The 3,967-nt window shown below is 71.5% G+C and carries 4 protein-coding genes; all 4 read right to left on the bottom strand.

The window, feature by feature from the left end; genetic code table 11:
* Positions 1 to 40 precede the first annotated feature (40 nt).
* Positions 41 to 2,878 (bottom strand): type I DNA topoisomerase, encoded by a 2,838-nt coding sequence (gene topA, locus RIF89_RS11820; protein ID WP_309069306.1) that lies wholly within the window; start codon positions 2,876 to 2,878, stop codon positions 41 to 43.
* Positions 2,879 to 2,951: 73 nt separating this feature from the next.
* A complete protein-coding gene (locus RIF89_RS11815; protein WP_309069305.1) occupies positions 2,952 to 3,278 on the bottom strand; it encodes an Rv3654c family TadE-like protein in 327 nt (108 codons plus the stop codon).
* A 6-nt stretch (positions 3,279 to 3,284) separates the two neighbouring features.
* Positions 3,285 to 3,572 carry a TadE family type IV pilus minor pilin gene (locus RIF89_RS11810; protein ID WP_309069304.1) on the bottom strand — a complete coding sequence of 96 codons (288 nt, stop codon included), beginning with the start codon at positions 3,570 to 3,572 and terminating at the stop codon, positions 3,285 to 3,287.
* A gap of 95 nt (positions 3,573 to 3,667) precedes the next feature.
* Positions 3,668 to 3,868 carry a DUF4244 domain-containing protein gene (locus tag RIF89_RS11805; RefSeq protein WP_309069303.1) on the bottom strand — a complete coding sequence of 67 codons (201 nt, stop codon included), beginning with the start codon at positions 3,866 to 3,868 and terminating at the stop codon, positions 3,668 to 3,670.
* Between the last annotated feature and the right edge of the window lie 99 nt (positions 3,869 to 3,967).

Here is a 3,967-nt window from a genome sequence, read left to right as displayed (position 1 = left end):
TCGCCGCCCTCGAACGTGATCCAGAGGCCGCGATCGGCGCTCACTGCTCTTCCGCGGCCTTCTTCGCACGGTTCGCGGCCCGCGTCGCGGCGGCCTTCTTCGCCGCCTCCGAGCGGGACGCGGACGCGGCGGGCTTCTTGGCGGCCGTCGTCTTCTTCGCGGTGGTCGTCTTCTTCGCCGCGGTCTTGGCAGGTGCGGCCTTGGCGCCGCCGCGTCCGCGCTTGGGCGCGGGGCCCTTCGCGCGCTTCTCGGCGAGCATCTCGACCGCGCGCTCGAACGTGACCTCGTCCGGCGTCGTGCCGCGCGGGATCGTGACGTTCGTCTCGCCGTCGGTGACGTACGCGCCGAACCGTCCGTCACGGATCCGGATGGGCTTGCCGCTGACCGGATCGGCCTCAAACTCCTTGAGCGCGCTCGAGGCGCGGCGGGCGCCGTACTTCGGCTGCGCGTACAGCTCGAGCGCCTGCTCGAGGGTCACGTCGAAGATCTGGTTCTCGCTCTCGAGCGAGCGCGAGTCGGAGCCCTTCTTGAGGTACGGGCCGAAGCGGCCGTTCTGCGCCGTGATCTCCTCGCCCGTCGCCGGGTCCGTCCCGACCAGACGCGGCAGCGACAGCAGCTTGAGCGCCGCGTCGAGGTCGATCGACTCGGGCGACATCGACTTGAACAGCGAAGCGGTGCGCGGCTTGGGTGCCGCCGCCTTCTTCGCCGTGCGCTTCTTGGGCGCCTCCTCCGCGACCTCGCCGGTCGCGGCGTCTGCGGCATCGGGGTCGACCGGGTCCTGCTCCTGGACGTAGGGGCCGAAGCGGCCGTCCTTCACGACGACGAGCTTGCCGTTCTCGGGGTTCTCGCCCAGCACGCGGTCGCCCGCGACGGGCGCCTCGATCAGCTCCTGCACCTTCTCGGCGGTGAGCTCGTCGGGCGCGAGGTCCTCGGGGACGTTGACGATGCGCGACTTGCCGTCGGGATCCGACGGGTCGATCACGTCGATGTACGGACCGTACTTGCCGAAGCGCAGGGTCGCGGTGTCGGTGAGGGGCGTGGCGTTCAGCGCGCGGGCGTCGATCTCGCCGAGGTTGTCGACGATGTTGCGCAGGCCGGGGTGTTCGCCCGAGCCGAAGTAGAACGAACGCAGCCACTCGACGCGCTTCTGCTCGCCGCGCGCGATCGCGTCGAGGTCGTCCTCGAGCGCTGCCGTGAAGTCGTAGTCGACGAGCTCGGCGAAGTGCTGCTCGAGCAGACGCACCACGCTGAAGGCGAGCCACGACGGCACGAGCGCCTGGCCGCGCTTGGACGCGTAGCCGCGGTCCAGGATCACGCCGATGATGCTCGCGAACGTCGACGGACGCCCGATGCCCTTCTCCTCGAGCGCCTTGACGAGGCTCGCCTCGGTGAAGCGGGGCGGCGGCGTCGTCGAGTGACCCTTCGCCTCGGCGTCGGACAGCGCGAGCCGGTCGCCCGTCGCCACCTGCGGCAGCGCCTGGTTCTCGGCCTCGTCCGCATCGCGGCGGCGCTCGTCCTTGCCCTCCTCGTACGCGTCGAGGAAGCCCTTGAAGGTGTAGACCGTGCCGGATGCCGTGAACTCTGCGGTCTTGCCGTCGGCCTGCGCCTCGAGCGTGACGGTCGTCGTCTCGAACTCGGCGTCGGCCATCTGGCTCGCGACCGTGCGCTTCCAGATCAGGTCGTACATCCGCAGCTCGTCGCGGCCGAGTTCGCCCGTCACCTGCTTGGGCGTGCGGAACTGCTCACCCGAGGGGCGGATCGCCTCGTGCGCCTCCTGCGCGTTCTTGCTCTTGGACGCGTACACGCGCGGCTTGAGCGGCACGGCCCTCTCGCCGTACAGCGCGACCGCCTGCTCGCGCGCGGCCTTCACGGCCTGCGCGCTGAGGTTCGTCGAGTCGGTGCGCATATAGGTGATGTAGCCGCGCTCGTACAGGCTCTGCGCGACCGACATCGCGTTCTTGGCGGACAGGCCGAGCTTGCGGCCGGCCTCCTGCTGCAGCGTCGACGTCGTGAACGGCGCGTACGGACGGCGCTTGCCCGGCTTGGCCTCGACCTTGGTGACGGTGGCCTCGGCCGCCGCGTCGAACGCCGTCGCGAGCGCACGAGCGGCCTGCTCGTCGAGCACGACGACGGCGCGCTTGAGCTGGCCGCGGTCGTCGAAGTCGCGACCGGAGGCCAGCGAGGCCCCGTCGAGGCGCACGAGGCGCACGGAGAAGCCCTCGTCCTCGCGCGCCGCGCGCGCCTGGATACCCCAGTAGTCGGCGGAGACGAACGCCATGCGCTCGCGCTCGCGCTCGACGATCAGGCGCGTGGCGGCCGACTGCACGCGTCCGGCGCTGAGAGCCTGACCGCCGGCGCCGCTGCCGACCTTGCGCCAGAGCACGGGCGAGACGTCCCAGCCGTAGAGGCGGTCGAGGATCCGTCGGGTCTCCTGCGCGTCGACGAGCGCGAGGTCCAGCTCGCGCGTGCGGTCGACCGCTGCGCGGATGGCGTCCTTGGTGATCTCGTGGAACACCATGCGCTTGACGGGCACCTTGGGCTTGAGCGTCTCGAGCAGGTGCCACGCGATGGCCTCGCCCTCGCGGTCCTCATCGGTGGCGAGCAGGACCTCGGAGGCGCTCTTCACCGCCCGCTTCAGCTCGGAGACGGTCTTGGTCTTGCGGTCGCTGACGACGTAGTAGGGGTCGAATCCGTTGTCGATGTCGATCGAGTACTTGCCGTACGCGGCGCGATCCTTCTCGGGGATGTCGCGCTTGTCGGCCAGGTCACGGATGTGACCCACCGAGCTGAGCACCTCGTAATCGTCGCCGAGGTAGCCCTGGATCGACCTCATCTTCGTCGGTGACTCGACGATGACGAGCTTCTTGCCTGATGACAACGGGTGTCCTTTCGTCGTTGCACACAATACATAAGGAGCGATGTGCGTCTGCTCGCGCTTGTTCGACGTCGGATCATCCGGGCAGCGGCGGCGGACCCGCGCGCGCAGTGGCATCGACCGGCAGGCCCGCGAAGCTCGCGCCCACGGTGACGGTCGCGATCAGCCCGTTGAGCGCGCAGGATGCGACGCTCGCGCGCTGCGCCCCGGCGACCTCGGCTGCCCGCGCGCAGGGGTCGCCCGGGACGGCACCGCTGGCGGCGTCGGCAGCCGCGAGCGCGGCGGCATCCGCGACGCTCGCGATGCGCTGACTCTCGACCGCGGCGGCTCCCGCCGCCGTGAGTCCGAGCATGAGCACGGCCGTTGCACCGGCGACCCCGGCGGCGAGCGCGGACCCTGCCATGGCGGATCACAGTCCTCCGTCGAGGGCACAGCTCGCCGCACGCAGCGGGACCGGGACGCCCGCGACGCGCACGTCCACGCTCGCGGTCACGCACACGAGCTCACCGTTCCACGACACCGCCGACCGCGCGCCGCCGACTTGCGCGACCACGCCGGCGGCGCGGCCCTCGGGCTCGCCGCGCGCCACCAGCCGCGCACCGTCGGCGGCGACGTCCTGCAGCCGCACCTGGGTCGCGGCCGCCAACAGAGCGCCGATGCCGAGCGCCACGACGATCACGACGGCGGGGAGCGCCACAGCGAGTTCCGCGGCCACCGAGCCGCGCTCCCCCGCCGTCGACCGCTCCCCGCCGCCGCGCGGGGACGCGTCGCGACGGGATGCGACGCGTCGGATCACGCGACCGACAGCGCGCGGCGGACGAGATCGGTCAGGATCTCGCGCACCTCGCCCGAGCGCATGATGACGACGAGCACGCCCGCGAACGCGACGGCGGCCATCGTGACGATGGCGTACTCCGCGGTGGAGGCGCCGGTGTCGTCGGCGAGCAGGTCGGCGACCCCGCGCGGGGCGGGCTCGGAGGCGAAATCGATCATGACGGTGTCCTTTCTTCGAAACGGGTGGCCCGGGAGGGCCGTGGATCACCCGGGCAGGGCCGGGAGCGGGGTGGCGGAGAGCACGCCCAGCAGCATGGG

Origin of the sequence: Microbacterium sp. (genome assembly GCF_031178525.1) — a bacterium.
Classification (GTDB): domain Bacteria; phylum Actinomycetota; class Actinomycetes; order Actinomycetales; family Microbacteriaceae; genus Microbacterium.
The sequence above is the reverse complement of the archived record's forward strand: the minus strand, read 5'-3'. Positions and strand labels throughout refer to the sequence as shown.